Raw genomic sequence first — 24,717 nt, 5'->3', positions numbered from 1 at the left:
CAGCTTGTGAGCTATCGCAATTCATAAATATATTATTAGGTGATCGACTAGATTATGGCAATCCTAATTCATCGCGTTGTGGAAAAAATTTTATGTTGACAGGTTCCGCGTTGAGGGTTAAGTAAAAAAAGACAGGCAAATCTTCACGAGGTCTTTTGATGTTTCGAAAATCGACGGTATTTGTCGTTGGATTTTTCTGTCTTTTGCTGGCGATCTTCGCATCCGGAGTGGAACGATGGTTTCCTTCCCTTGCGCCGCCCATCGACGAGAACGTATGCAACTCCGCGGGCGCCAGGTCGCCGGTGCTGCTGGGCTCGCTGGTCTTTGTCTGCGCGGGTCTGGCGGTGGCGCTGGCGTTCGTCTTCGCAAAACGAATGCGCCCCTATCGTTTCGGAGAGAACGATCTTGCGTCGGACAAGGACGATCTCTGGCGGCACTTCACTCCGATGCTTTGGATGTGGAATGCCTTCGCGGTGGCCGTCAGTTTTTGGCGCCTGATCGAATTTTCGGGCTGTAAAGCGACAAGCATGCCGGATTTTGCCCGCTGGATGATGTTCAACAACATGCCAGGGACAATCCTGCTCCTCCCCCTTCTGTTGGGCGGGTTCGCGATTTACGCGGTTTACTGGATTCTGGGTCTCTTGGGTCGGGGAATCTCCTCCATCGGAGAAGAAAAATGAGTTGTTATTTTTTTGCCGTGGGCGGCACCGGTCAGACCGTCCTGCTGAATTACCTGCGCCTCGCGTTCATCGCCGGGTTCAAGCCGGCGCCGTTCTACGTCATCGACGCCGATGTTTCGGGGCCGCTCACAGAGTCGATCGCGCTGTACGCGAATCTGACCGGCCGCGAGCGGGGCGAAGGAACTCCGCACATCGTGCCGTTTCCGCATCTCGCGCGGCAGGATTCATCCAACGCGCGCGTTTTGGCGGATGGCGGCGCCGAGGAAATCGACCTGGTTCTTCGCGCATTCTACTCGGCAGATGAGTTGAACGGCGACCCGCATCACGGATTTTTCGGTCTTCCTGCCATCGCCAGCGCGATCGCCGCGAAAAAGATCCATCTGGTCGAGAACGCCGCGGACTTCGGCGGTGACGTCGAATTCAAAAACGTGTCGGAGGCTCTCAAACGCCAGGAGACGAAATCGGTGGCGTTCGTCGGCTCGAACTACGGCGGAACGGGCGCCGGCGTCATGCCGACGTTCGCCCGATACTTCAAACGACTGGCGCCCACGCACAACCGCGTGTCCGTGCTGTGCCTGATGCCCTGGTTCCAACTTCGAGTTTCGGAGCATCCCGCTCAACAGGGCGAACCGACGATCCGACACGAGCAGTTGATCCGCAACTCCGAGGGCGGCCTCGCGTACTACGGCGACGAGTTTAGGCGAGGGATCGACGAATTTGTGTTTTTGGGCCGATCGGACTTCGAGGAGCGGGTCTATTCACGCGCCTATCGGGATCAGCCCGAGCATCAGCATCCCATCAATCTGCTGGCCGCTCTGATGGCGCACGAGAGCCTGTCGGCGGATTCCGCGCCGACCGTGCGAGACGCACTGGGGACCGGGAATTTCATGTCGTACTGGAAAAAAGAGAACGGCGCGGATCTGCTCGACTATCCGGTTCGCAAGGGACTGGGAAACGACGCGCCCGCAATTGCGTTCGGCAAGGCCATCACCGTGTTCATCGGCCGCGAAAGCATGATGCGCAGTTTTCGAGAGTTCCTGTCTCCGTTGCCCTCCACGACCCTCGATTTTTTCCCCAACCGCGTCGTGCCCGCGCGACTCCGGCTCGCGGTGGAACGGATTGCACGGGAAACCGGCACTAGCAAAGACGCGGTCATCGGGCGTCTTCGCGGCGTCGTCGAGGCGCGACTCAAGCACTACAAAAGCGTCATGGACTGGCTTTTCGGCGGTCCGCGTGCCCCGCAGGGCGAGTCTCGCGAGGGGATCCAGCGAGAGCGGTTTCTCGAATTCACGCGCGACGATCTGCGACCGCGCGGATCGAAGTTCGAGGATTATCAGCGATTTCCGACCACGTTTTTCCACGATGCGTTCCGGGGTGACGGCGGCCTGAAGATCGGCGACGCCCGCACGCCCCAGATCCGCAACGTGGAAGCGCTGGCGAATCAGATCGAATCGGTATTTCAAACGGCGCTGGAAGGCATCGTTCGCGCAGGCGCCTGAATTCCTGAAACCGGAGATCCGCCATGAACGGACATGCGAGTGCGATCCGCCCCGTCCTGCCCGATCCCGATCGGGAGTGGCCGGTATTCAACGATCCTGGACGCAATCGGATCGACCCGCAGAACATCGAATCGATTCTGATGCCGCACGATGGGCTTGACCCCACTGGCATTCCGGCGATTTACGCGCGCCAGTTCATGTTTCAGTGGGCTCTTCGGCTCCCCGTGACCAAGCCGGAGCATATAGCCGCTCGCACGCAGCTCGAAACGCTCGTGCGCGCCGCGTTTCTCGGCGTGCTCGACGTGACGGAGATTCCGATCGGGCGGCTCGGCGTATTCGGCGAACTGATCGGGCAGGATCCGAGGCGAAGGGGGAAGACCCACCTCGTGCTCTACTCGTGGGATCGCCGTGTCGTCGCCGTCGCCGACGATCCCACATTTCTGTTTCCAACCCCGAATCTCGAAGCCCGCGACATCGCCGACATCGACGCCGCGGTCGTGAAGCTCCTGGACGACTACAAACATCGAACGGACGCGCACGAGCACCAAAATCTGGAAACCCGGGCGGCGTGGATCTTCGATGAGTGGGCGAGGGCGATGGCGCAGAGCGTGCTCGTCGAGGACGTCAACGCGCTCCGGATCGTGTCCGAACTGGCGCGAAATTGGGTCGAGTCGCGCACCATCATCCCGCCGGCCAATCCGGATCTGCTGCGCTCCACGCCGCCGGGATCGCGGATTCCGCAGTTCATTGGGCACATCTTTTACTGCCCGAAATGCGTGAAGAACCTGTTGGATATCCAGCACACGGAAGCCCCGGTCATCCATGGCGCGGCGCCGAGCGTGCCGTGCGTGTGCGGGAGTCGTCACGCATGGGAGTCTGTGCTGCCCGGAGGACTCGCGTTACTCGAACGCAATGGACGCAAGGAATTCCTGATCTGGAACGATCCCGACTGGCGACCGCCGCACTTCGTACGTGTGGCCCCCGATCCCGGTCAACAGCAGGTGGCATATCACATCGGCAAGTTCGTGGTCATCGTTCGGGGAAGAATTCTCAAACCGGAAGACACTCTAGTTCCCCATGTCGTACGCCTTGGCCCGCCGGGCAGAACTCGTCTCCCGGACCTGCCATTTTATCGCGAATACCTTCCGATCGTCGAATCCAGCGAATGCACGCAGCCGACCGGCTCGACAGCCGCCTATCGGTTCCGCTTGAAGGGGATGACGGGCGACAAGCGCGTGACACTGCCGGTCAAAGGGGATGATGGATACAACGTACGCCTCACACTCTGGCCGAGGTTCCGAGTCGAGGGTTGGAACCTCCATTACGCCCTATTCACGCAGACTGCGCTGCACGAAAACCACCCGCGCATCTGGCTCGTGGGCGAGGATCGCGCAACCACCACATTCGTTTCCGATTTGCCGACGGACGAAAGAACCACCGGCCAAATGCACAGCGCCCCCGCGCGAAGGATGGGGTTCATACCCAGCTACTTCGGAATGGAGTGGCGACCGGATCGAAACGACGTTCAAGATGCCGAAACCGGGTACTTTCGGATTCCGGATTCGTATGTTCCCGAGATCAAGAAAATCCCTGGGGCCCTGCGTCGAATCGCGGTCGATTTCGGCACATCGAACACGTACGTGGCGGTGGATTCGACCAAGGAAACGACTCCCGGTTATCTTGAACTCAGTTACGACGCCTTTACCGGTGAATCGCTCGACGCGGACGAAACGGCGCGCGCCGTGGTCGAAAGTACGCGGCGATGGCTTTGTCTCACCCGTTTTCGCCCGGCGCCCCAAACCTTCCCGTCCGAACTCGTGTTCCATCGTCCCACGATCCAACTTCCCGATTTGGACCGACCGCTCGACGCTTTCACGATCCGAAACCCGAGGATCGCGTACTTGTTGCCGCAACAGGACGCGGGCGACGAGTCGTTCACGGCGACCGAGGCGGACAAGGCGGTTCGCCGACGCTACGTCACCAACTTCAAGTGGACGATGGAGAACGAATTGTTCGGGTGGGACAGTGCCCGCGCCCGATTCATCGTCCAATACCTGACGGGAATTCTGGAACTGGTGGTCGCGAGTCTGGTGGCCAGAGACCACTGCGAATCGGTGTCCGCGGTCGTGACGTTCCCATTGGCTTTCGACGAGTCCATGCGCGCCGAATACGTGAAGGCGTGGGACGACATCCAGAAAGAGATCAGCGACGTCACGGGGATCTCCCTCACGCGCGCGGACATGATCGACGAGTCCCGGGCGGGAGCGTTGGGTTCGGCGGGATCCGAAGATGATTCCCGCCACGTCGTGATCGACGTGGGGGGTGGCACCACCGACATCGCGTTCTTTCTCAATCCCGACAAGCTGTTTTTCATCGACAGCCTTCGATTTGGTGGAGATGACCTCGTCGAAATCCTGGCCGACAAACACGCGATGCCCGCGGCGGCGCAGTCGCGATGGAACACCATCAGACGACATCTCGACGGCGTCGTGAAGGACAATGAACACGACGACAACCGCATCGACCAGATGTTGCGAATGGCCCTGACGCGAGAGTGGATTCAGTCGGGCGCTCCCTGGGTAAAAAACCTCCCGGACAAGTCGGCCCGTGACATCCTCGAACAGGCGATTTATCATTTTTTCAACGGCATTCTCGAATACGTGACCTCCCTCATTCGCGCATGGGACACCTTCGACGGCGGTCAACACGCCAAGAAGATTCACGTCCACGCACTCGGCAACGGTTGGCGGATGTGGCGCGGTCTCTCGTCGCTCGACACCATCTACCCCGACATTCAATCGAATCTGAATGCGCGAATGGACGGCGGCCGGACGTACGATATCGAAGTCTCCGGGCCGACGGACCGGACGCTGAACACGAAGGCCACGACCGCCATCGGAGCGCTTCGGGCCCTTCAGACCGGGGCAAACCGACGAATGAACCCCCAGTGGCCCCTGTCGCCGAGGTCGGGCGTATGTTCGGTCATCGGGCTCCCCGTCCGGATCGCGGACCGCGACCTTCACGAAAACGATCGCGTTCCGGCTGTGATCGAGACATCAGCTCCGACGGTTACGGTCGATGCGGCAGTCCTTCGCGAGCGATTCCGAAACTGTGAAGAGTTCCTGCACATCGACGAACGAATGGCGCAGCAGTTCGGAAGCGACATTCCGGTCTTTTTCGACAACTCCGTACACGGCAAGACGACGCTGTTCGAAAGCCCTTTGAAGATTTTTCTCACGCGGTACTACCTGCCTCATCTCAAGTGGCACTACAGCAGTATCGCGAGGGATCGGGCGCTGTCGGGAACGAAATGAACGCCGCGCTTTCGATCCTCATGCTCGCCATCGGCGCAACGGGAGTGCTTGCGTATGCGGTGGTGCTCGTTTGGATTCTGCACGATCTGTATCGACGTTGGCGAATGCCGACCACAGGTGACGGCGACATTGATCGGCGGTTCCAGAGAATCGAACAGAACCTGAACGACGTCATTTCCCGAATTTCCTCGGCGGAACAGGCGGCAGCGAAGAGTGCGAGTTTGTTTAGGGTGAATGACGTCGAGCGGCAGATCCGCGAGTGCGTGACAGCAAATTTCGGAACTGAGACCGCTATCCGAGGTTTGAAGGAACGGCTTCGTTCCCTTGAACAGCGCTCTCCCGGTTCCTTGGCGGCCGGCGCGATGGTTCGGGAATCGGACGTGGCCCACGAGCAGCCACCGATCGATTTCGACGCGTTGTTCGGTGAACTCAGAGTTCGAATGAAAGAAGTCTGGGATTCCCAGCGCGAGCAGTTGAAGAAGGCCGCGGGCGGAGAAGACGCATTCAAGATCTTCAACGATCGCATACGGATGAACCTTGCCTTGTCGGACGTCAGGAAATCGATCGAATCGTGGGCAGCGATCTTCGTGGGTCTCGCCGGAGACCATCGTCAGCGCAGCGTCTGCATTCCACGACCGAGCGGTCACGGCTCCGAAATCGTCGAATGGTACGACCGGCATCCTCCGTCCGGGAATGCGGACATTTACGTCAACGAATTGGTCTCCCTGTCTGAAGTGGAGAGGGGACCGGACGGCAGGTGGAAGGTCACCAACAAGGGCGTCGTGAATGTGCACTGATGTCGCAGTCCCGCGGAAGGTGCTCCCGCGTTTTGCCCGATGTCCGGCGTTGGTCGCTTTCGCGGCCTGTCTCGCCGCCTGCGGCGGTCCGCGGACGCCGCCGCTCCCGAAGACTTTCGACGTCCCCCTTTATGTCGAGAACGCGCAATCTTCGCCGCCCGCGGGCAACGCTCTGATCGTGCTCGATACCTCGCAGAGCATGCGCTCGTATTTTGGGTCCGACCGGCGTCATCGGCGTACGGTGATCCAACTCTACCTCGCCGAGCACCTGCTCAACGACATGAGCGCCTTCGGAGGTGTTCGCGAACCGATGATGTCGTCGATCGGAGGCGAATTCAGCGTCCCAAAACCGATCGCGTCGCTCCGCGAATACGCCCTGCCGGACACCGACTTCGAGCGCAACCGCACGTTCGACGGCGGAAGTACGCGGCTGGCCGATGTGTTCGAGAAGGTCGATCCGGCCGAATACGACCTGCTCGTCCTCGTCACCGACGGCACGCAGTCGGTTACTTTTCGCAACGTCGCCTCGACCGAGGGCGCCGCCGCGAGCTGCGTGCGGGGCAACGACTATGGATGCCTGATCGACGCGGTGGATCGCCGGGTGCTGGGCGAGGGACGCGGCCTTTGGCTCGTGGCGTTCCGCAGCGAGTTGGTCGGTCCGATCCCCTCGGAGCGGCTCGATGTGAACGGTCATCATGTCGTCGTGGACCCGCCTCCCGGCACACGGGTTTTCCGTCCCGCGTACATTTGGGTCGTCGCAAATCATCCCGACGCCGGGCGGCGTTTCGTCAACCAGGTCGTTGTCGATCTCCAAGACTCGGCGAACAGGCTCGCGACCGTGGATCCCGACGTCGAATCCGAGATTCACGCGGTCGAGTTCGCCCCGATGCCCGAATGCCGCTTTCGCGCCACGCGGCATTCCGGATTCAAGCTCGCCGCCGGCGAATGGCCGCTCATCACGAAACAGTTGGAAGCGCCGGAGCCGCGGACGCTGCGACATCGGCTGATCTGCGTCAATCGAAAAGGAGAGAAGTATACGCCGGTCGCCGGAACGTTCGGCTTTAACGGCGAGTCGGCGTTTCCGAACGTGCAGAACCTTTTCCGCGAATTGGAGACCGAATTGGCGTTCGACAAACAGGAGCAGGACGTCGTTGCGCTCGTCGATCGGGAGTCGCGGATCCTGCTGAAGGTGGACTGTTCCCGAGTGCCCGACCGTGGCGGCGGAGCCGATCCGCCGTTCGCGACGAAAGCGATCTTTCACGCGAGACCCTCCGCGTCGCCGGAAGTCTGGTGGCGACAATGGTCCACGGACGACGACACGCGCCCGGAAAACCTCGGTCGAACGCTCTATCTCGACCGAGTGGTCGAGGCTCTGGGCCAAGCCGGACTGAACGCTCGCTGCCCCTCCGTCAATTACGCCCTCGAGGTTGAGTAGGAGACGACGCCCTTGCGCAACGAACGCCGCCGAGATCCCGAGTCGATCGTCATCGCCGTCTGCGGCGCGGCCGCGGTGGCGTTGATTCTCGGAGTCATCGCCATGAACGCGCGATGCGAGTCATCGCCCGAACGGGAACTGACCCGCGTAAGCCGCGAACGGGATCTGCTTCTGCGTTCGCTGTACGTGCGATATCAGCCGACAACGATGTCCGCCGCGATTCGCGACGGGACGATGTCGGTCCTGAGTCGTTGTGAATCGGGGCTCTCACTGCCCCTGTGCGAGTTGCTGCGAGAAACAGCGGTTCACGGCGTCGAGGAGGTCGACCGGCGGATCTTCGCGTGGATGATTCGCGAACATGCCGAAGGTGGAAAGATCCCCCTGCTCACCAATGACATGACGGCGTTTTTCCTGGACGAGCGGCTCGCCCCGTCGATCGTCGATTTCGCCCGGCTCGATCGCCGCGCGGAGCAGCTTCGGGAGACGCTCTATCCGGACACCTCGCCGGAGTGGGGCTGGAACGATGTGCTGCCATTTGTGATCGCGGTGATGAAGGGAAATTGATTAAGGAGGCACGGAAATGTCTAACGAAGAATTTGAAGTGACACAGCCGGTGGACGACGATTTCGAAAGGAAACTTCGACGATTGGAGTCCGCCGCCGGTCGTCTAGATGAATGCGTCGCCAGGATCGACGACGAAATACGCATGTCGTGCAATCAAGTCGTTAAGGATATTCCACGCATCGTCAGAGACGAAATTGGAAGGTACTATCAGAAAAATGTTGGCAGTGAATTAGAAAGGAAAGGTGCTTGGTGGTCCCGTGTCTCTCCTTTCGTGCAGCTATCATTCGTCATCAGCCTTCTGGGGCTTGGTGTTTTCAATTTTTGGATGATTATGCAGGAGAGGTGGAATCCAGGAGTTCAGCCCAGGCAATCTATTGCAGGCTCAGGAGCAGAAGATAGCGATGAAAGAACTTACGATGTCGGACGAAGTGAAGTCTCGCGTGAAAGCAACGCCAAGACTGAGTCTGAAAAGCGGGAAGGCACTTCCACTTTGCTCAGTGAGTCTGACACTCCCGATCTGAAAGGGCAATTTCGGAAATGGCTTTTTGAAAATATAAACGCGGAGACGTTGTCGTACATTATATTTCATCAGGTATATGGCCAAACGAATAGAACTTATTTGTTTGACGGCGATCAACATGACAAATTGAATAATTTGTCAAAGGGTGGTAGTGGGATCGTGGATTTGAAGTCAGATGAACTGAAAATAGAAGATTTCGAAAAACTCATCTATAGTGTAGTTGTTCACGGTTTAGAAAAATCTCTTAACCCCAGTCAAATAAATAAAGATAACTGGTCGGGCCGAATGGGGCATGCGGTTGAATATTTTCGACAACAAATTCAGAAGCGTTGCATCGGTTACGAAAAAGTCCTTCCTGGAACGGCCGACTTTCGTCGGATTATAATCATGTCCCAAATTTCGACTTCTACGGACGACCTCTGGAAGCCGAAGGAAAAGGATCGCAAGCTCACAACCCCTCCGAATCCATGCCCGAAGCCGAACTGATCGACATCTGGAGCTACGACGCTCCGCCGAACGCGCGCGTGCCGGGCTACCAGACGGTGGCCGCGTCCGCCGGTCTAGGCAGTGCGGATGTCCGTGCGCTGGAGCGACGATCGGGCGTGGGAGGCGCTATTCAGGCGCAACCGAACGGGAACGCCTGGGCGTTTCGACGGTTCGACGAGCGCCGATACGTATTTTCCGTTCGTCGCAGTGTCGGCCGTCGTGGCGAGGGGCCGAATCACCGGATCGCTTGCGTCGCGCTGGTCCTGATCGCGGAGACGGCGTCGCGGCTCGGGTTCAACCCCCGACTGCTGCTGGCGCAGGGCGTCGAACTCGCGCCGGTGTCCGAATCGGGAGCGACGGGCCCGCGCATCACCTGCCAGGATCTGCTCACCCGTACGCACGCTCTGGGAGAGGCATCCCGGTTCCTCCTTCACCTGCCGGCGGGAATTACGGACGAGTCCGCCCGTCGCTGGCAGCTCGGGGAATGGTGGAAGTCCGATCCGGTCACGACGGCGATCCTCGCGGAACGAATCGCGCGCGCGGCATCCGCGACGGGGACCGTGTTGCTCTGCGACTTGGACTGCGACGCGATCGTCGCCGCGCACGCCGCTCTGGTCCTTCCCCCAGCCGATCGCGGCCGGCTGGCGTACGACACCTTCGCCTGCGCGGAATTTCCGCTCGAACCGGGCTTCGCGTGGAGCCCGTCGAACTGTGTGAAGGCCGTCGCGAAAACCGCGGGTTCCGCCATCCGGCCTCTCCCCGAACGCGACGACGACCAACCACCGCTCGACGACGACATGCGTGAATGGCTGGCCGAATCGTTCGGCCTCGCGCGATGGCCGCGTGAGGGAGAGGCGGCCGAGCGCGTGAAGCGGCCCGCGCGCCTGTACTCCATCGTGTCCACGGCCGGTGCGACGGTTTCGTTGCTGGCCGACGACGAGCGACGCCGGGCCGCACGAACGCTGATCCGCTGTCACGCGCTGCTCGATGCCGCCGCGACCAAACCCGGGGACATTCCAAAGGTGCGCGAGGCTTTCGCGGTCGCCTGGAACTCCGAGGCGGGTGCTCCGTTCGGCTGGCTCGACGCGGCGTGGCCGAGACTCTCCGAGGCGTTGGTGCTCGGCCATTCCGCAGCCGTTTCGGGGGACGGCGACGTTGGGACGCACGACGAGGTGTCGACGCCGGACTGGGGGCCGATCGTCGGCGGCGATAAAGTCGCGCGGATCGGGGAACACGTCGATTTGCCGCTCCTTCAAATCTGCGTCACTTCGATCGGGACGCGGATTCGCCGGGCCGATGACCGCGAACGCCTTGCGCTTCTCGAGGTCCTCTTCGAACTCGAACCGATCTTGGTGCGTCGCGGAGGGACTTCTTTTTCCGATGGCGCGGTGCCGATTTTCGTCGAAGTTGTCGGACCGGACCGCTTGGCCGAGTGGGGCGAACGACTCGCCGCCACCGATTCCGAGCGACTGCGCCGCGTCGCGGCCATGGCCATCGGCCGACTGGCGGCGGTCGGTCACGAAGCCGCGTTTCGGTACATCGACGCGCTCGGCCAACGGGAGCGCGAGGAACCGGGGTTCCTCGATCGCGTTTTTCCGCACCTGCGTCGCGACACGGGGGACGCCGCGGTTGTGGTCGCCGACGCCCTGCTCCTTAAGGACATCCTGACACCGCTGGACTATTGGACGCGCCGCTTTCGGGACGTCCAGGCGGCTCTCGCTCCGCTCGAAACGCAGATCGACGATCTGGACTCGGCGTTCATCAGCGGCGAATCGGTTGTCGAACTCCTCCGACGACTCCGGCCCGAATCGAAGTGGCTCGGGGACGAGCGCGTGCGAAAGTTCGCGAAGGACGCGGCGAACGGGTTCTTTGGCGACCGCACTACGTATGCGAATCCCGTCGAGGCGGCGCATCTGCTCATTCGCCTCGCCGGGAATTTGCTGGATTTCGATGCGGACGTTGGGACGAAAACGATCCTCGATCTCGCGCGACGTTATTGGACGTGTTCGGTGGAACGATCGCCCGAGATCGAGGACGCACTTCGCGACGCCGTCGGGATGCACCCGCTGTCGTCAACGGTCGTCGAAGACGATGCGCGGACGTGGCTGCAGGGGAGCCATCCGACCGACGATCGCGTGTGTGGCGCGCTCGACCACCTGGAGCGGCTGATCGCGCGACTGACGCCGGAACAGCAGGTCCGATTGCGGAGTGCCGAGGCGTCGTCCGCGCATCTGACAGGGTTCGGCGCTCTGTTCGCCACGCGAATTCTGCGGGGGCCATTCTCCGTCAGCCGCTCCCCCCGGGAGGAGCGGGAGAAGGTGAAAACGCTCGCGCGCCGCCTGAAAGGTCAAGCGTTTTGCGTCTTCGTCGAGGACTGGTTGACCCGTGGGGACCCAGCGATCCTGCCGTGGATCTGCGAGGTGATCGCCGGCAGCGCCGCGCTCGCGGAAAATGACGTCTGGGATGTCGTCAAGCACCGGTGCCGCACGGTCTTCAGACAGGACACCACGGGCTGGAAACACTTCTCACCTTTTCTGATCGCGCGAACCCGTTATTCGCTCTCCGACACCGGAGCGCTTGACGAAGGGCGAGCGGCTTCCCTCGCAGAAGACCTCGCGATGTGGCGATGGAGGCTGTCGTGCGGCGACACGCGGGAAGGGACGATCGCGCTGAAAACCACGCTCGGGGACATCATCGGTCAGCTCGGGAGCGGCGCGCGCGGTCCCTCGTCGGGCATGGCCGCGGGAAACTTTCGGACGCTGCTCGCGCAGTTGCGGCTCGTGGATACGCCGTGCGCGAATACTTTTCGCGTACTCGGCATCGACGTCGCCGCGCGCCGATACCGGGATCGAACCTGGGCGGCGGAAACCTTTGATCTCTTTGTCCGCGACCTGGTCGGCGTCGATCCCCTCGGCGGGAGCTCACCCGGTGTCGGGTCGCCGCGACGACGATCCGAGATTCACGGTGCGATCGACGATCTAATGCGTTCGCCTGAGGTTCTCGGCTGTCAGCCCGCCCTCGGACGCGTCGTCGTTCAGATATTGCAACACGCTCCGTGGCACGCCGTCCGACGAATGTCTTTCCGCTGGGAGGATATCGACCGTTCGTTCATTCGGCATCAAGCGATCGAATCGACCGGGGAGAGAATCTCCAAAGCGTTCGAGGTGGCCGCGAACCGTCCGGTCCGGGAGCACGACCTGGCGGGCGCACCGCGTCTCGACGGAAACGAATTGCGTGTCGAAACGGTGAGCGAGTCGCCGCTGGAGCGCGCGCGGCTCGATCTCATGCGCCGCGATCTCTTCACGACAGGAGGAGCGTCATGACAAGGAAAAAACCCGGGACGCCGGAATCGCCATTCGAATCGGCTCCCGGTGAGTGGGACATGAGAATGGAAACGGACGAGAACGACGGCGACAGCGACGGAGATGGGGAAGACGAAAACGGATCCGACGGCGGCCATGACGGCGACGACGGGAGCGCGGGTGTCGACCACGAATACCGCGCCGGCAGAGCCGCCGATGTCGCGGAGCAGTCGTCAAGGGTCGAGGAATTCGAGGTCCCGGTTTTGCCGGACCCGGTGCCGAGGTCTTCGAGAATCGATCCCCTGCCTCGATGGGCGCCTCCGGTCGAGACCGTTTCGCCCGTGCAGGAAACGCACGAACGGCTGCCGTGGGAAAGGACGATTCCCGAGATCGAGGCCGCCCTCGCCGGCGGCGACGAGTGCTACGGCGTTCTTGGCACGTCGCAGTCGGGCAAGACGACCCTGATGGCGGTGGCCCGTTTGCGTCACGCAAAATTGACCGGAGTTCCGTTCACGGAGGCCGAGCAGGAGCTGATCTACGCAATCCCAAGCATCGACAGCGTGGCGCCCACACAGGCCGACGACGCCAATCTGTTCTCGTTCGGCGGGCGGCACTTCATCGACGTCGCGGGCGAGGCATTCGGGAAACTGATGTTGAACCCGGAGCACGCGAAGGACTCGTACCGATTCTTTCAGCGATGGGCAAAACAATGCCGCGGGTTCGTCATGATGGTGGACCTCGTGGACATTGTCGCGAAAGAGAACATTCAGCAGCAGTTCGACCTGTTCCGCGATGCGGTGTCGTTCATCCGGGCGGCGATTCTCGACCGGATCGAGCTGTCCTCCGCCGGTCTGACCCGAAACAACATCTGGAATATCGCCAAGGAGTGCCCAAGGATTCGAGCGCCGTTCCTGATCCTGTTCTCCAAAGCGGATCGACTGGAGAGCGTCGGGTGGATTCGCGGCACGGACGAACGCAGATACAGCCTGAACCCGAATCCGCCGAACCCGACCGAGTTCGCCATGCGCAACGCCGAGGACATTTACAACCTCATGCGCATGAACGTCCGGCATTTCAAGTTCGACTTCGTGCAGTCCTTTCGCAAGGAGGACCGGCACCTATACCCCGACGACGACATCGGCGTTTTGCCCGCGCTGGACTACATCACCTCCACACGTCCCGGTCGCGCGACCCTGCCGACGGTGGATCTGATGCGTTTTCATCAGTGGTTCCACAAGTCGCACTGGAAGCCGGTGCGTCTCTGACGCGATCGTTACGGCCTTTGCCGAACGACGACACGGATGAGCCATGTCACGAAGCAAACGACTATTCGGTCCGGGCCGATTTCTGCCGCCGGCGACGGCGATTACGCTCGGTTCCCTGCTCGTTTTCGCGGTTCTCTCGTTCGCGGCGTGGTTGTTGATCGTGCCGAAGTACGACGACGCCGAACGACGGAAGATCGAGGCGGACACCATGACGCAGGGCGCGATCGTGGAGTCGGAGGTCTCGGAGACCCGCATGCTCAGGGCCTTCGAGACCGCATCGCTGATCGCCGCCCTCGATCCAGGCTCGCCCACCGCCGAACCCCCGCCGCCGGCGATGATCTGGCAGGAGGGCGTGGCGAGGACGTTTCGCGTGAAGAAGCCGGCCTCGGCTCGCCGTTTCCACGAGGCGAAAAGCGCCTGCGAGACCGGACTTCGAGAGCTGGGCCCGCACGACGGCCGATCCGCAACCGAGTCGTTCAGATCATGCGCCGCGATCCTCGACGGCATCGCCCGAGGTCGCGAGCACGACGATCGTTGGCCGATCTTTTACAATCTCGGTCTTGCGGAACTTCGTGCGGGAAACGTGGAAAGGGCGACGCGCGAACTGAACCGGGCATCCGGGATCCTTCTGGAAACGCCCGAGGATCGGGAATCCCTGAGGGCGCAGGTCGCAACCTTCCACGCCGTCGGGGTGGCCGGACTGGCCGCGCAAAACGGCGCCCTGGCATTCGAGGCATGGAGAAACGCCGCAACGATCGCGGATCGACTCTGCGGCATTTACGGGCGTCGCGCCGCGGCCGACTGCGTCGAGGTCATGCAAATCGGCGAGAGGTTCGATTTCGATCCGGCGTGGATCTGGGCCGGCATCGCCATCACCGCGAAACGGTTTGCGGACATGCGCGAATTGGACGGTGACCGCGCGATCGCCCTGCGGACGCTGGACGACGTCGATCGGCCGATCGCCCGGATGCTGCGGGAACGGTACGCCGATCGTGCAAGCCCGGATGCGGGCGACGATGGGCGCGAATTCTGGGTCCTTTGGGGATACGATCGCGTCATGGCGTTTTCTTCGACCGACATCGGGCTCGCGAACCGGGCTGCGGCGGATCTCGTCGAGCGGGTCAAGAGCGATTCCGCCGGTTCCGGCCGTTCGTCTCCCGTCATGGAGGCGTTGCTCACGAGCAAGCCATTCGTGTCGAGTGATCGGTCGGGGGTCGGCGAATTGGGCGGCATTTTTGCAGCCCTCGGGTGCGTCTCGGCCCTCGAACGGGGGGCCGTGTGTTCGGAATCCGCCCTCGCCGCCGCGGGCGGCGATTTCGCCGAGCGCGCCCGCTGGATCGAGCTGTGCAGGGATCGGCACGGCGAGGTGATTCGCGGTGTTCGGATCGAGGATCGCGGGATGAACGCGATCGGCCAGGGGCGGTTCGCTCATTTCGCCGGAGAGTGGCGGGAAGCCGCATTGCTCGACATCGCCGCGCCCATGGTCCGAGAGGCGGGGAAATATTTGGATCAGGGGCAAACCGACGAGGCGACGGCGTTGCTGGACCGCGCATCCCGGATCGCGGATATTTCCAAGCTCCCCGAATTCGACGATGTCGTGAAACGATTGCCGGCCGATGCGCGGTTGGTTCGGGAGATCGCGTCGTCGGGAGCCGGAACCATCGGACGTTGGGTGCTGTTCGCGGTGGTCGCCATGGGGATCGCGGCAGCGGTTCGTGTCGTCGCCCTCAACCTGCTCGCGGCGTCACGGACCTTCAACAGTCTCTATCGATACGAGAAGTCCATGAAGCGCCGGACCAACTGAGGCGGGCTTTACTGGACTTGTTCGCCCTTTTCGCGGACTTCCCGGAGCTTGCGGTCGAACTCCTCGACCACGAGCGGAATCGTCTCGTCGTAACTCGCGCGGCGCCAGAACTTGCCGTCCTTGAAGAGCTGCATCTCGGCGCGGTGGTGGGCGACGATGCCGATGTCCGCCTCCTGCGACTCGCCCGGGCCGTTCACCGCGCAGCCCATGATCGCGAGGTGGAACGGGTGATCGATGTGCGCGAGCCGCTGCTCGAAGGTGTGGCACATCTCCTCGATGGGGATCTCGAGCCGCCCGCACGTCGGGCACGAGATGATTTCGATCCCCCGGTCGCGAAGTCCCATCGACTTGAGGATCTGCCAGCCGACGCGCACCTCCTCGACCGGATTGCCGGTGAGGCTGACGCGCAGCGTGTCGCCGATGCCCTCGTGGAGCAGCACGGCGAGTCCGGCGGTGCTCTTGATCGTGCCCGACCAGATCGTGCCGGCTTCCGTCACGCCGAGGTGCAGGGGGATGTCCGTGAGCTCGGCGAAGCGCCGGTTCGCCTCGATGAACCGGTCCACGTTGGTCGCCTTCAGGCTGACCTTCACATTGTGAAAGTCGAGCTCCTCGAGAATCCGCACGTGCTCCATGGCGGATTCCACCATGGCTTCGACCGTGGGGCCGCCGTGCTTTTTCAGAAGGTCCTTGTCGATGGAGCCTGAGTTCACGCCGATGCGGATCGGTACGTCGCGCTCCCGGGCGGATTTCACGACCTCCTCGACCTTCCAGCGCGCGCCGATATTGCCCGGATTCAGACGAAGTCCGTCCACGCCCGACTCGAGCGCCTGGAGGGCCTGTTTGTACTGGAAATGGATGTCCGCGATGATCGGAATCGGCGACGCTTTCCTGATCGGACCGAGTGCCTCGGCGGCTTCCATGTCCGTCACCGCGAGACGTACGATGTCGCATCCCGCGGTGGCGATCTCGTGGATCTGCGCGATCGTCGCCGGCACGTCGTGCGTGTCGGTCTTGGTCATGGTCTGAACGGTCACCGGCGCGCTGCCGCCGATCGTGGTCGATCCTAGTCGAAACTGTCGAGTCTGACGTCGGGAACTCATCGACATTCCTCCACCGGGCGGGGAACAAAGAGCCCCGCAAACGGCCGGTATTTCTCCCGCATATTACCGAAAACGCGCGAAAAAGGGATAAGCTGCGTCATAGCGCGAGCCCGCGTTCACCTGACGCGAGTCGCGGTTCGCCGGGCTCGCAGACGCCGCCCAAGCGCCCAGACCGCGGCCGCCGCCACGACGAAACCCACGGAAACCGCCACGATTTGCAGGGTCGTCACGCCGCGCGCGGCGAGGGTGGCGCCGGTGGCGCCGAAGACGAGTTGAAAGAAAACCGTGCGCGGCCAAGTGCCGACGACGCACCCGACCAGATAGGGCGCACCACGAATCGGGGTGATGGCGGCGGCGTAGTTCATGAATCGGTAGGGTGTGCCGGGAAACACGCGCAGGAGAGCGATCTGTCGCCAGTTCGCAACTCGAATTTTCGCCTGAAGCGTGTCGAGTCGGCCCGCAAGCAGACGTTCGATCAGGTCGCGGCCCAGCGACTGGCCGAGGCCCCAGGTGACGAGAACCGCCGCGATTTCCCCGAAGTACACGAGCCAGGCGCTCGCCCATCCGCCGTAAAGAAACGCGCCGGTCAGCTTGACGACGTCGCGCCCCGGCACGGGCGCGACGCTGACGAGGGCGTAGATGGCCACGAACGCGGGGTATTGGACCGCGGGGTCGATGCCCGCGACCAGCGCGCGCAGGTCGTCGAGCGGCAGGTTGAATCGCCACGCCAGTGCGAACAGCGCGGCGACGATCGCCGCGAGTGCGGCGAATTTGGCGACGGAGATCGGCGGAATCCGCGTTTTCACGGCGGCGGACGCTAGACTTATTTTGACTTCGCGGCAAGGCTGGATTTATAATGGCAAATAGGGTGCGGCGGCGCGAAACGTTCCGACCGGGACATCCCCGCGCGCACCGGTTTTGACCGAATGCAGATTCCATGACAGGGGCGAGAACCGGGCGGTTTCGACGCGTCCCGACGACGCGATGGGCGTCGAGGGTTCGCGGCGATCGGGATAGAGGTGTAGACATGCGCAGCGTGCAATGGCGGTTTGGTTTTTTCGCGTGGATGATCGTGGCGGTGTTCGCGCTCGCCGCGTGTTCCAGTGGCGGCAGCGATTCGGGCGAAGAGACCGAGCAACGCGGGACGGGCGATGACGACGACACCGGGCCCTACGTTCCGCCGGACGACGATGGCGACGATGACGGCGGTGGCGATGACGACGATGACGACGATGATGCGGACGATGACAACGACGACGACATCGATGACGACGACACCGGCGGCAACCACCCGGTCCTGATTGTCACGCCCGATCCCGAGGACCCGCTGGTCGATTACTACGAAGGTTCGACCTTCACTTACGTGGTCGGATTCGAGGACGCGCAGGGCAACTACCTCGGCGATTCGGACAACTACGAGATGTCCATTGCGCCGGGAACCGGATTCACGCACGACGACGGCGCCCGAACGATCACGTTCAACCGCGACGGCGAATGGACGATGAAGGCGGAGGTTCTGACCGGCGACGCGGGGTTCACGAACGAGGTAACCGTCACCATCAAGGAACTCCTGCAGGCCGACATCACCTTCACATCGCCGCCGCGCGGGCTCTTCAGCACGCGCGACGACAACCCCGGCGGCACGGTGACCGTGCGCGGCGAATGCACGATGGAAGGCAATCCCTGCGATCACGTCGAGATCAACGGCACCGCACCCGACGATTACGACGATCTCTCGGGTGAATTCGAAACGGTCTTCGGGCTCGATGACGGGCTCAACACGATCGTCGCCGAAGGATTCACCGATCAGGACGAGACGCTCGGCGACGCCAACACGAGCGTGCTCTACGGCGATTACCTGACGAACGACGCCGTCGCCGAGGACGCGATCGGCATGCGCATCACGCAGAACGGACTCGCCACGGTGGAACTGATCGCCGAGACGCTGATTGACGAGCTCGATCTCAACGAGTTCCTGCCGGGTCCCAACAACCCGGAGTGCCCGACCGATCCGTCCCAGTGCCACCTCTACGACAGCTACGACTGCTTCTGGGACATTTGCACCGGCGCGACGGCCGATATCGAGGGCGTGAACATCGGTCCCGCGAACATCGAACTCACCGGTTCCGATCTCGGCCTGATGCTCTACGCCGAGATCCCGAATCTCGACATCGGTGTCCATGTCGAATTTGAGATCCTGGGCATCGGGGGCTCCACGACGGGCAATATCACCGCGGACAGCCTGACGCTGACGGCGCGGGCGGTCATCACCGCCAACCCCGACGGCACGCTGGCCGTTTCCGTCGTCGATGTCGCGCCGACCATCAACGGATTGTCCTTCGACAACTTCGGCCTGCTCGGCGACATCCTGAGCCTGTTCACGGGCGTCGTGGAGCCGATCATCGAGTCAATTCTGCCCGACCTGATCGCGCCCGAGATCAACGAGGCGATCCAGGACGCGCTCTCCGATCTCGACCTGTCCACTGACTTCTCGTTCCTCGACAAGACATTCTTCCTCGCCGCGGATTTCGGAAACGTGGTGACGGATTCGACCGGCCTGCTCATCTGGATGGACGCCCAGATGACGGCGGACTCGATCGACCCGGACGTGCCCGACATGCCCGGTTCGTGGAAGATCGACGGTGCGCTGCCGGCCATGGGGGGCACGATCCCCGGCATGGGGACGCCCTACGCATTCGGGGTCGCGCTCGATGACGACATCGTGAATCAGGTCCTCTACGAAATCTTCCGGTCGGGCGTGCTCAACTTCGAGTTCACCGACGACGCCCTCACAACGCTCATCCTGTCTCCGTTCTTCCCGCAGCTCCTGCTCATTCATCCGAATGCGCCGGTGATTTTGCGGACGGAGCCGATGCTGCAGCCCGTACTGAACATGAACTCTTCGCGCGACGTGAGCCCCACGCTGCAACTGGGCGATTTCCTGCTCAGTCTCCTCGTCGATCATCCGAGCGACGGAGAGGTCCATGCGCTGTCCGCCGCCATGTCGATATCGCTGCCCACCACCGTGGGTGTCGATGCCGACGGGGCGATCACGCTGACGATCGACACCGAGAATTACTTCTTCGAGGTGACGATCATCGACGAAGCCTACGACTTCAACGACGCGCTCCTCGAAGACTTCATGCCGACGGTGGTGGATCTCCTGGTTCCCTATCTCGACGACCTGCTGGGCGCGATCGAAATCCCGTCCTTTGAGGGTTACACGCTTGACATCGACGCACTGATTCCGATCGGCGCTCAGGGGGAATTCATCGGCCTCTACGGCGATCTCGTCGCCGCGCCCTGACGAATTTCGGGGATCGTTCACGCAGGGCCGCCTTCGGGCGGCCTTGTTTTTTTGGAGGAACACGTCACCGACCTCGCCGAAATGCCCCGTCGCCCCTTGAAATCGCCACGGGGCTTTCCTATCATTTCCCCTCATACCGAGAGCATCCGCACGTGTGCGGTCGGCCGTTCCGGCCGGCGGGGAGCTGTATCATGGAGAGTCTGGAGTCGCGCGGCACCATCGTGATCGGCGGCGATCCGTCGCAGCGCCCGCTGACCGCCCAGGAAGAGCAGAAGGTCATGGACATCCTGAACGCGACCATGGCCGCGCTCGGAAAGGTGCAGCAGTACCCGACGCTCAACGAGATCGTGTTCGAGGCGATCGACGAGGCCGGTCGTCAGATCCTGACGTGGCTTCGCACGCACAAGACGCTGACCTTCGAGGCGTTTCACGGCAACCTTCAGGTCAACAAGTCCGTCTTGTCGATGGCGTCCACGAAAAAGGACTTCGCCCAGGCGTTTCTGTTCTACCTGACCGAACGCAACGTGCGCACGCTCGACCTGCGCGTGGGCGCGGACAAAGACGAGATCCAGCGCTTCTTCGAGTATTTCGGCAAACCGGCCAAGGAGATCGTGGCGAAAAAGAACCTGCCGCGTTCGCTCAAGCGCATGGGCATCAAGCACATCAACATCTCCTCGGAGCTGGTGCTCGACAACGTCATCATCAAGACGAAGATCAGCGACGAACTGTCGCGGCAACTCGCCAAGCTCAACGTCGAGGAGCTGCTCGAAAAGGCGAACATCCTCTCGCAGATCGACGTGAACACGCTCTCGAAGGTCGGCGAGATCGCGTCGGTGGTGACGAACCTGAGCTACGCGAAGCAGGACGCCGCCTCGCAACGCATCATCGACCGGCTCGCCGACTCGCTGACGAGCCACGACCGCAACAGCCGCCTGCAGTCGGCGAAGGCGTTTTCGCAGATCGCCGAAAAGGCCGTCGATTACACGCTCTACGGCCTGCATAACAGCGTCGGGTCCGTCATGTCGAAGGGCATCGCCCGCGAGGACGATCCCGAGGTGTATTCGGCGCTGGCGACCGGGCTCGAAAAAGCCGCCGAGGTGCACATCGCCAAGGGCGATTACGAAGCGGCGATGAAGATCATCGCGGGGTTCGACGCCACCGCCGAATCCGCCGCGGCGTCGGCCCCGGTGAAGAAGCGCGCGGAATTCGCGCTCACCAAGATCGCGTCGCCGCAGTCGGTGGCGAAGCTGATTCAAAATCTCGAGGAAGCGCCGCGAGGCGCCGAGGGCGCGCCGATCACCGCTCTTTCCGGCATGGGCGACAAGTCGGTGCCCGCGCTGGTCGATTTCATTTACACGACGGACAGCCCCGTGGCGCTCGAGCGCGCGGTGGCCACGCTCAAGGGCATCGGCGCGGCCGCGTTGCCCGAGCTCTACGCCGAACTCGGCGAAAACATGGACGACCGCTACCGCGTCGCGTTCATCGACGTGATCGGCGAGGTCGGCAACGTCAAGAGCGTCGTCAAGCTCGCGCCGATGGCCTCGCACTACAACCCGGACGTTCGCGCGGCCGCATTTCGCGCCCTGTCGCGCATCGGCGGGCCCGCGGCCGAAAACAAGATGCTCGAGGAAATCGGCAAGGGTTCCGCCGACGCGAAATTTGTCGAGGCGCGGATCAAGGATTTCGGGACGTTTCGCAACAAGGGGCTCGCGCCCGTCCTGATCGAATTGCTCGCCGGCAAGGGTGTGCTGGCGAAATACGCGACCCCCGAGGTCGAGGCCGCGGCCGCGACCGCCCTCGGCGGCATCGGCGGTCCGGAAGCCCTCGCCGCGCTCTCGCAGCTTCTGTCGGGCAAATCGGGCCTGTTCGGCATCTTCGGCGGATCAAAAAGCAAGGACCCCGTGCAGGTCGCCGCTTGCGCGGCGCTCGGCAAAATGGGCGATCCCGCCGCGAAAGACGTGCTGGAAAAAGCGGTGAAGTCGAAGTCGCCCGCCGTGCAGGGAGCGGCGAAACTGGGATTGCAGGCGCTCGCAAAATCCGTGCGCCCGGCCGAAGGAGCGACGCCATCGACCGCGCCGACGCGCGTGACACCCGTGCCCCGAGACGAAACGGTCGCGGAATCGACGCGTTCAGAATTCATCCCGCACCCCGCGGAGGAATCCGTTCCCGCCGTTCCCTCCTCGATCACCGTCGACATGACGGGTTCGGTGGAACCGCCGGCTCCGACGACCGAGTACACCTTCGAGTCCGTCGACGAGGCGGATGCCGGATTTCCGGATTTCGACGCCGAAGCCCCGCCGCCGGCCGAAGCGCCGTCCGACTTCGCGTCAAGCCTCGGCGTCAGTGCGAGCCGCATCAAGCTCATCGTCACGGTCGGTCCGCACGTCGTGCCGAATATCCGAGTTCGGGTCCCATTCGCCGCCCTGGAGTCGCGCACCGACCCGCGAGGGGTCGCGGAATTCGAACTCGCCCCGGGCCGTTACGAAATTCTGCTCGACGATCAAGCATTTTCCGTGAAGAAGAACATCGTCGTGGAAAGCGGCGACACCGAAATTCCGATCGATCTCCAGGATATCTTCAACTTCTGAGTGTTCGGGAACGGGGACGCCGGAGCGTCAGCGCGCGGGCTTGACGCAGCGGAATCCAAAATGCGGCGTCAGTCCGCGTTCGGGGTACGCGAAGCGCGCCTGGCACGTCGCGAATTTCGCCTCGCCGTTGAACGCACCACCCTTGAGCACGCGCGCGTTTTTCCGTTCGTCGAGCCAGGTGGAGGTCCACTCCCAAACATTGCCCGACATGTCCATCACGCCGTAAACGCTGCGACCTTCAGGGAACGCGTGCACCGGTGTCGTTCCGCCGAAGCCCGCCTCGACGGTGTTGCAGCGACCGAGCTCGAACTGCCGCCCCCAGGGGAACGTGAGTCCCTGCGGACCGGCGGCCGCTTTCTCCCACTCCTCCTCGGTCGGTAGGCGCTTGCCCTGAGACTGGGCATACGCCGCTGCCTCGACATACGACATGCGTGTCGCGGGGTGCTCGCCTTCCTCGGCGGCGAAATGGTGGGACGGCTTGAAACGGGCGAACTGCGCGTTGGTCACCGGATAGCGATCGACGTAGCACGCAGGCAGATCGACGGGGACGCTCTCGGGACCGAAGGGAAAGGATCCCGATGCGATCAGGATCATGTTGGAGAGCGCGGCGACGTCCGAAGGCATCGGTTCCTCGGGCGGCTGCTGGCCACGCGGCGGCGGTGGCGGCGCGGGTTCGGCCGTGCGGCGCTTCGCGATCTCCATGACCGACTGAACGTCGCGGATCATCTCCATCAGGTTCTGGTACCGCTTCGCCACGTCGGTCTCGGTCGCTTTCAGGATGATCTTGCGAAACGCGGGTGGAATGTTCGGCTCGCGCAGGTACTGCGGCTTCTGATTCGTCAGCATCTCGAAAAACATCGCGCCGAGCGAATAGATGTCGGTGCGGTGATCGACGTGTTTCGAGTCGCGGAACTGCTCGGGCGATGCGTAGTTCTGCGTGCCCATGACCATGCCGGTCAGCTCGAGCTCCTTGTCGGTCTCCAGCCGTGCGAGGCCGAAGTCGGCCACCTTGGGCACCAGTTTCGGCTTGCGCGGTTCCTTGGAGTTGGGCACCAACTCGATCAGGATGTTGGCCGGCTTGATGTCCCGATGGATGATTTTCATGTCGTGCGCGGTGCGCATGGCGTCGAGCACGGGCAGCAGCAGCTCGCACGCGACCGCGGGCGGCAGCGCGCCCTTGGCGCGCAGCAGCTTGTGCAGATCGGTCCCGTCGATGAACTCCGAGACGATGTAGAGCCCTTCCGCGTCCTTGTTGAAATCGTAGATGGTGACGACGTGGGGATGGCGAAGCTGGGCCGCCGAGCGCGCCTCGGCCATGAACCGCTCGACCAGCGACGCGCGCCCGCGCATGAGCAGCCGCTTGATCGCCACGAATAGCCCCAGCACCGTGTACTCGGCCTTGTAGACGACGCCCATCCCGCCGCGGCCGAGTTCCTGCACAATTCGATAACGATTGTCGAAGTTCAGAACGCTCAATGTCGCCTCGTGTCCATTGTCCTTAGAGGTTTTCCGGCCTCTCGGCAACGAGTCGTTGACGATCGGCGGCGTTTCTCTCTATCTTGAGCGACACCATCGGTCGGCAGTTTTCGCTTCATCGGCGCCGCCGTCGCGCCGCACGAGCCTTGCGAGGGGAGCCATGAGCGCAATCCAGATGGTCAAGTGCTATCTGACCCGCAAATCGGACGAAGAAGGCGACGTGCGGTATGTTCCGCTCGAGATTTTCAAGATGTGGCGGTTCCTGATGGAACGCGTCCACCATCTCGTCGTCGTTTCGGCCGAGGTGTCGAGCTGGATGGACGTGGACGAGTACCGGTCGCGAGGCGGCGAACTCGCCGAGCACAGCCCCGAGCCGGTGATCCAGGTCCGATTCGATTACGTCGAGAGCGGGGGCGTCACGCACCCGGTCGTGCGGTACTTCCCCGAGGACAATTTCGACGTGATCTACGGCTATTTCCGGCACCATTTCTCGGACGAGCACATCATGGAAGACGTGCGTCGCCTGCATGGCCAATATCTCGGCGGCCCCGCCGCGGTCCCCTATATCGGATGAACCGCG

At 62.4% G+C, this 24,717-nt stretch carries 16 protein-coding genes; 13 read left to right on the top strand and 3 right to left on the bottom strand.

Features of this window, described 5'->3' with window-relative positions; all coding sequences use genetic code 11:
- Positions 1–158 precede the first annotated feature (158 nt).
- The 10 genes from IT350_07970 to IT350_07925 are packed head-to-tail and all read left to right on the top strand — an operon-like array spanning position 159 to position 15,666.
- Positions 159–680 (top strand): hypothetical protein, encoded by a 522-nt coding sequence (locus IT350_07970; GenBank protein MCC6157976.1) that lies wholly within the window; start codon positions 159–161, stop codon positions 678–680.
- Positions 677–2,179, top strand: a complete 1,503-nt coding sequence (locus tag IT350_07965; protein ID MCC6157975.1) for a hypothetical protein — start codon at positions 677–679, stop codon at positions 2,177–2,179. Before IT350_07970 ends, IT350_07965 begins: the two co-directional genes overlap by 4 nt.
- Before the next feature lie 23 nt (positions 2,180–2,202).
- Positions 2,203–5,493: a hypothetical protein gene (locus IT350_07960; GenBank protein MCC6157974.1), complete on the top strand. Its 3,291-nt coding sequence runs from the start codon at positions 2,203–2,205 to the stop codon at positions 5,491–5,493.
- Positions 5,490–6,290, top strand: a complete 801-nt coding sequence (locus tag IT350_07955) for a hypothetical protein (protein MCC6157973.1) — start codon at positions 5,490–5,492, stop codon at positions 6,288–6,290. Before IT350_07960 ends, IT350_07955 begins: the two co-directional genes overlap by 4 nt.
- A gap of 49 nt (positions 6,291–6,339) precedes the next feature.
- Positions 6,340–7,725 carry a hypothetical protein gene (locus tag IT350_07950; GenBank protein ID MCC6157972.1) on the top strand — a complete coding sequence of 462 codons (1,386 nt, stop codon included), beginning with the start codon at positions 6,340–6,342 and terminating at the stop codon, positions 7,723–7,725.
- A 12-nt stretch (positions 7,726–7,737) separates the two neighbouring features.
- A complete protein-coding gene (locus IT350_07945) occupies positions 7,738–8,289 on the top strand; it encodes a hypothetical protein (GenBank protein ID MCC6157971.1) in 552 nt (183 codons plus the stop codon).
- Between the two features lie 16 nt (positions 8,290–8,305).
- Complete coding sequence (locus tag IT350_07940) at positions 8,306–9,295, top strand: hypothetical protein (protein ID MCC6157970.1); 990 nt, start codon at positions 8,306–8,308, stop codon at positions 9,293–9,295.
- Complete coding sequence (locus IT350_07935; GenBank protein ID MCC6157969.1) at positions 9,277–12,618, top strand: hypothetical protein; 3,342 nt, start codon at positions 9,277–9,279, stop codon at positions 12,616–12,618. Before IT350_07940 ends, IT350_07935 begins: the two co-directional genes overlap by 19 nt.
- A gap of 59 nt (positions 12,619–12,677) precedes the next feature.
- Complete coding sequence (locus IT350_07930; GenBank protein MCC6157968.1) at positions 12,678–13,862, top strand: hypothetical protein; 1,185 nt, start codon at positions 12,678–12,680, stop codon at positions 13,860–13,862.
- Between the two features lie 43 nt (positions 13,863–13,905).
- Positions 13,906–15,666 (top strand): hypothetical protein, encoded by a 1,761-nt coding sequence (locus tag IT350_07925; GenBank protein ID MCC6157967.1) that lies wholly within the window; start codon positions 13,906–13,908, stop codon positions 15,664–15,666.
- Positions 15,667–15,674: 8 nt separating this feature from the next.
- Here IT350_07925 and ispG read toward each other — a convergent pair whose 3' ends face one another.
- On the bottom strand, positions 15,675–16,766 hold the full coding sequence (ispG, locus tag IT350_07920) for a flavodoxin-dependent (E)-4-hydroxy-3-methylbut-2-enyl-diphosphate synthase (protein MCC6157966.1): 1,092 nt from the start codon (positions 16,764–16,766) through the stop codon (positions 15,675–15,677).
- A gap of 116 nt (positions 16,767–16,882) precedes the next feature.
- Positions 16,883–17,572 (bottom strand): TVP38/TMEM64 family protein, encoded by a 690-nt coding sequence (locus tag IT350_07915; GenBank protein MCC6157965.1) that lies wholly within the window; start codon positions 17,570–17,572, stop codon positions 16,883–16,885.
- Between the two features lie 221 nt (positions 17,573–17,793).
- On the opposite strand from IT350_07915, the gene IT350_07910 reads away from it, so the two are divergent.
- Both IT350_07910 and IT350_07905 read left to right on the top strand, forming a co-directional pair.
- Positions 17,794–20,073: a hypothetical protein gene (locus tag IT350_07910; GenBank protein MCC6157964.1), complete on the top strand. Its 2,280-nt coding sequence runs from the start codon at positions 17,794–17,796 to the stop codon at positions 20,071–20,073.
- Between the two features lie 191 nt (positions 20,074–20,264).
- Positions 20,265–22,661 carry a HEAT repeat domain-containing protein gene (locus IT350_07905; GenBank protein MCC6157963.1) on the top strand — a complete coding sequence of 799 codons (2,397 nt, stop codon included), beginning with the start codon at positions 20,265–20,267 and terminating at the stop codon, positions 22,659–22,661.
- Positions 22,662–22,688: 27 nt separating this feature from the next.
- Here the strand turns inward: IT350_07905 and IT350_07900 are convergent, their stop codons facing one another.
- Entirely contained in the window at positions 22,689–24,137 is a 1,449-nt protein-coding gene (locus IT350_07900) for an SUMF1/EgtB/PvdO family nonheme iron enzyme (GenBank protein MCC6157962.1), read from the bottom strand.
- Positions 24,138–24,297: 160 nt separating this feature from the next.
- On the opposite strand from IT350_07900, the gene IT350_07895 reads away from it, so the two are divergent.
- Complete coding sequence (locus IT350_07895; GenBank protein ID MCC6157961.1) at positions 24,298–24,711, top strand: hypothetical protein; 414 nt, start codon at positions 24,298–24,300, stop codon at positions 24,709–24,711.
- Positions 24,712–24,717: the final 6 nt, after the last annotated feature.

The sequence above is a fragment of the Deltaproteobacteria bacterium genome, from assembly GCA_020845895.1.
GTDB lineage: Bacteria > Lernaellota > Lernaellaia > JACKCT01 > JACKCT01 > JADLEX01.
The sequence above is the reverse complement of the archived record's forward strand: the minus strand, read 5'-3'. Positions and strand labels throughout refer to the sequence as shown.

Coding starts and splice junctions, on each gene's coding strand:
- IT350_07970 (MCC6157976.1), top strand. CDS start 159: ATGTTTCGAAAATCGACGGTATTTGTCGTTGGATTTTTCTGTCTTTTG.
- IT350_07965 (MCC6157975.1), top strand. CDS start 677: ATGAGTTGTTATTTTTTTGCCGTGGGCGGCACCGGTCAGACCGTCCTG.
- IT350_07960 (MCC6157974.1), top strand. CDS start 2,203: ATGAACGGACATGCGAGTGCGATCCGCCCCGTCCTGCCCGATCCCGAT.
- IT350_07955 (MCC6157973.1), top strand. CDS start 5,490: ATGAACGCCGCGCTTTCGATCCTCATGCTCGCCATCGGCGCAACGGGA.
- IT350_07940 (MCC6157970.1), top strand. CDS start 8,306: ATGTCTAACGAAGAATTTGAAGTGACACAGCCGGTGGACGACGATTTC.
- IT350_07935 (MCC6157969.1), top strand. CDS start 9,277: ATGCCCGAAGCCGAACTGATCGACATCTGGAGCTACGACGCTCCGCCG.
- IT350_07930 (MCC6157968.1), top strand. CDS start 12,678: ATGAGAATGGAAACGGACGAGAACGACGGCGACAGCGACGGAGATGGG.
- IT350_07925 (MCC6157967.1), top strand. CDS start 13,906: ATGTCACGAAGCAAACGACTATTCGGTCCGGGCCGATTTCTGCCGCCG.
- ispG (MCC6157966.1), bottom strand. CDS start 16,766: ATGAGTTCCCGACGTCAGACTCGACAGTTTCGACTAGGATCGACCACG.
- IT350_07910 (MCC6157964.1), top strand. CDS start 17,794: ATGCGCAGCGTGCAATGGCGGTTTGGTTTTTTCGCGTGGATGATCGTG.
- IT350_07905 (MCC6157963.1), top strand. CDS start 20,265: ATGGAGAGTCTGGAGTCGCGCGGCACCATCGTGATCGGCGGCGATCCG.
- IT350_07895 (MCC6157961.1), top strand. CDS start 24,298: ATGAGCGCAATCCAGATGGTCAAGTGCTATCTGACCCGCAAATCGGAC.